The following is a 4,077-nucleotide window of genomic DNA, read 5'->3' on the forward strand; positions in this document are numbered from 1 at the left end:
CAGCGGTGGCTCGGTGAGCAGCAGCGTCAGCGTCATCGTCGTGCCGCCGGCACCGGAACTGAGCTTGAGCGCCAGTCCGACCACGATCACGCTCGGCCAGTCGGCCACCCTGAGCTGGGTCAGCAAGAACGCCACGTCCTGCACCGCCAGCGACGCCTGGTCCGGCAGCAAGCCATTGAGCGGCAGCGAAGTGGTGACGCCGACCGTGGTCGGCATCTCTGGCTACGATCTGCGCTGCCGGGTCAGCGGTGGCGGACGCGTTGATCGCACGGTGGCGATCACCGTCAACCCTGCGACCGCGCCCTACGGCCTGAGCAGCCGTCCGGTGCTGGCGCCGCTGGCTTTCCCGTCGCAGAGCGTGCAGCAAGGCGAAGTGGCGATCACCAACGCCTTCCCGAATCTGCTGTTCCAGCTGCCGCTGTTCGTCACGGCGCCCCCGGCCGACACCGGGCGGCTGTTCGTCGCGACCCAGCCGGGCCTGATCCAGGTGTTCGTGAACGATCCGGCGGCCACCGTCGTGAAAACCTTTCTGGACCTGCGCGGCAAGGTCAGCCAGAGCGGCGGCGAACTGGGCCTGCTCGGTTTCGCCTTCGATCCGGACTACAGCAGCAACGGCTGGTTCTACGTCAATTACAACCCGGCCAGCGGCGTGTTGCGTACCCGCATTTCCCGCTTCCGCGTCAGCGCCAATCGGGATGTTGCCGATCCGGCGAGCGAAACCGTGCTGCTCGAATTTGCCCAGCCGTTCGCCAACCACAACGGCGGCTGGCTCGGCTTCGGTCCGGACGGCAAGCTCTACATCGCCACCGGCGACGGCGGCGACGCTGGCGATCCGATGGCCAATGGTCAGAACCTGAACGTGTTGCTCGGCAAGACGCTGCGCCTGAACCGCGACGGCAGCATCCCAGCTGACAATCCCTACGCCGGCCAGGCCGGGCGGCGCGGCGAGATCTGGGCTTACGGCCTGCGCAATCCGTTCCGGATGAGTTTCGACCGCGCCACCGGCCGGCTCTGGGCCGCCGATGTCGGCCAGAACAATTACGAGGAAGTCGACGTCATCAGCCGTGGCGGCAACTACGGCTGGAGCGTTCGCGAAGGCCGGCACGGTTATCCGACTGCCGATGTTCCGAAGCCGGTCGGCAACAACTTCATTGACCCGGTTGCCGAGTACGACCACGCCACCGGCTGCAGCATCAGCGGCGGCTACGTTTATCGCGGCAGCGCGATTCCGGCGCTGATCGGCCAGTACCTGTTCTCGGATTTCTGCTCCTCGGCTTTGCTGGCGATTCCGGCCAGCGGCGAACCGGCCAACCCGACGGCGCTGGCGCAGATTCCCGGCAATCCCAGCTCGTTCGGCGAAGACGCCAGCGGCGAGGTCTACATCACCTCCTACGACGGCCGCATCTACAAGCTGGTGCGCGGCAGCGGCACGACGCCGGGGCCGACGTTTCCGCAGAAGCTGTCGCAGACCGGGCTGTTCAGCAATCTGACGAACCTGACGCCGAATCCCGGCCTGATCGAGTACGGCGTCAAGGCCACGTTCTGGTCCGATGGCGCGACCAAGCGGCGCTGGCTGGCGCTGCCGAACAACGGCCTGATCGGCTTCACGGCGGATCGCGCCTGGACCTTCCCGGCCGACACGGTCACCGTCAAGCACTTCGAGATCCGCCTCGCCAACGGCCGCACACGACGCCTGGAAACCCGGGTGTTCGTCCATCAGGCCGACGGCTGGGCGGGCTACACCTACAAGTGGAACGCCGCCGGCAGCGATGCCGATCTGCTTGCCAACGCCGAGTTCGAAACGCTGACCGTCGCCGGTGGCGCCACGCAGGTATACGAGTACCCCAGCCGCAGCGCCTGCCTGAACTGCCACAACAGCGCGGCCGGCTTCGTGCTCGGCATCAAGACCCAGCAGATGAACCGCAGCCAGAAGTTCCCGAGCGGCGTCACCGACAACCAGCTGCGCACCTACAACCATGTCGGCCTGTTCGATCGCGACATCGGCAGCAGCAGCCAGTACCGCACGCTCGCCAACCCGGCCGATACCACCACCACCTTGAGCCGCCGCGCCCGCGCCTACCTCGACACTAACTGCGCCCAGTGCCATCAGCCCACCGGCCCGACGCCGGTCGACATGGACCTGCGTGCCACCACCGCGATGTCGGCGACCCGCACCTTGAACGTCCCGCCCAGCGGCAGTTCGCTCGGCCTGCCGAACGCCCGCCGTATCGCCTCCGGCAACAAGGAATCCAGCCTGATCTGGGAGCGCATGCGCCGCCTCGACGACAACCGCATGCCGAGCATCGCCAGCCATGTCGTCGATGCCGACGGCGTTGCGCTGATCGGCCAGTGGATCGACTCCGGAGCACCCTGAGCCATGAGCAAAGCCCGCCACATCGACGACGCCCGACGCTTCACCGATCTGCCGAACATCGGTCCGGCGATGGCCGGCGATTTCATGCAGCTCGGCCTCAAGCAGCCGCAGGACCTGCGTGGTGCGGACCCGCTGCGGCTGTATCGCAAGCTCTGCAAGCTGACCGGCCAGCGCCAAGACCCCTGCGTGCTGGACACTTTCATCGCCGCCGTCGACTTCGCCAACGGCGCTGCTGCCAAGCCGTGGTGGGATTACACCGCCGAGCGCAAGCGCCTGCATCCTGATCTCTAGCCCACTAATGAACGACGCCACCTGGTCCCTGCATCCACGCTTGGCGGCCGACACCGTTTCAGTCGGTGACTTCGTCCTGAGCCGTCTGCTGCTGTCGAACGATGCCCACTATCCCTGGACGATCCTGGTGCCGCGCCGCGCCGATGTCCGCGAGATTCACGAGCTGAGCGAGGCTGATCAGCAGCAATTGCTGCGTGAGTCGATGCTGCTGTCGCGAATCTTGATGACCGCGTTCTCGCCGACCAAGCTGAACATCGCGGCCCTCGGCAACATGGTTCCGCAGCTGCACGTTCACCACATCGCCCGCTTCGAGAACGACGCTGCCTGGCCGGCGCCAGTCTGGGGGCGGGTGCCGGCGATCGATTACGACGAAGCTGTGCGTTCTGAGCGAATCAGGACGCTGCGTGAACTGCTGGGCGGGGCGCTGAGCACTGCCGGCTGAGCTTTCATCAAGGAACAGCGTTCGCGAAATCCGGGTATTTCGAGATCAGTACGCCCCAGTATGGAAAAGCGCAGCACGGCTGGTACACTCGTGCACCAGCGCGCCACAAGAGCGCGCCCCAGGGCATCAAAAGGGGCTGCACATGAATCGGAAATTGTCTGCTGCGGCCGTGCTGGCCGCGGTCCTGATGCTGTCCTTCGCCAGTGCTGCCACCAAGCCGGCGAAGCCTGAAGCGCCCTCGGCAGTCACGCCGCCGCCAGCGGCCGATGCGCCTTACGGCATGACGCTGCGCTCGGTGTCGCTGGAAGATCTCGCCAAGCGCGATCTACTGCCGCTCGGCACCTACAAGGGCACGCCGCAGCTCAACGAGAAGCGCGCCTGGTACGAGGAGAACTTCTACGCGACCCTGGCCGCCCGCAAGGTCTGGCCCGATGGTAGCCAGCACTACACGCACGACTGGCAGGGGCCGATCAGCTGGAAATTCGCACCGATCCCGCAGGCCGCACCGCCACCTTGCGGCGAGCCACAGCCCACGGGTTATGACGCCGAGTCCTGCCGCTATGTCGGCACCCTGTTCAAGGACGTCGAAGCCAGCGATCCGGCCAAGGCGAAAGTGCTGCGTGCGCAGGCCCGGCGCGGTCGCGATGTCTGGTTCAAGGGCACCTTCGGCAACCAGGACGAGATCTACCTGCACTTCGCCCGCACCGTGCCGAACGGCATGGCGGACATCTGGTATCCCTGGCTCGACACCCGCGAGCGAGCCAAGCGCTTCGAGAAATACGGCCTGATCAACGACCCGGACTGCAGCGAAGGCGATGCCTCGACCTACTGGTGGGACCGTTGCCCGGACGAGCATTCCAGCGGCGTGCTGGGTTACCGGAAATACACGGCTGATCCGACCAAGGACACCGCCGGCAAGATCGTCTTCGATCCGCTCAAGTCGCCGTACCAGCCGGACGAGCTGAAGAAG

The 4,077-nt window shown here is 66.0% G+C and carries 3 protein-coding genes and 1 pseudogene; all 4 read left to right on the top strand.

What is annotated here, in order from left to right; genetic code table 11:
• A partial coding sequence (locus QZY06_RS03890) for a PQQ-dependent sugar dehydrogenase (RefSeq protein WP_295680450.1) occupies nucleotides 1–2,374 on the top strand: 2,374 nt, incomplete at its 5' end.
• 3 nt (nucleotides 2,375–2,377) lie between these two features.
• Entirely contained in the window at nucleotides 2,378–2,665 is a 288-nt protein-coding gene (locus QZY06_RS03895) for a helix-hairpin-helix domain-containing protein (RefSeq protein ID WP_295680452.1), read from the top strand.
• A 7-nt stretch (nucleotides 2,666–2,672) separates the two neighbouring features.
• Nucleotides 2,673–3,107, top strand: coding sequence for an HIT domain-containing protein (locus QZY06_RS03900; protein ID WP_295680454.1), 435 nt, complete (start codon nucleotides 2,673–2,675; stop codon nucleotides 3,105–3,107).
• 142 nt (nucleotides 3,108–3,249) lie between these two features.
• Nucleotides 3,250–4,077 (top strand): annotated as a pseudogene (locus QZY06_RS03905) (hypothetical protein); the annotation flags it as partial.

Origin of the sequence: uncultured Nevskia sp., assembly GCF_903885465.1 — a bacterium.
Classification (GTDB): Bacteria; Pseudomonadota; Gammaproteobacteria; order Nevskiales; family Nevskiaceae; genus Nevskia.

Coding starts and splice junctions, on each gene's coding strand:
- QZY06_RS03900 (WP_295680454.1), top strand. CDS start 2,673: ATGAACGACGCCACCTGGTCCCTGCATCCACGCTTGGCGGCCGACACC.
- QZY06_RS03895 (WP_295680452.1), top strand. CDS start 2,378: ATGAGCAAAGCCCGCCACATCGACGACGCCCGACGCTTCACCGATCTG.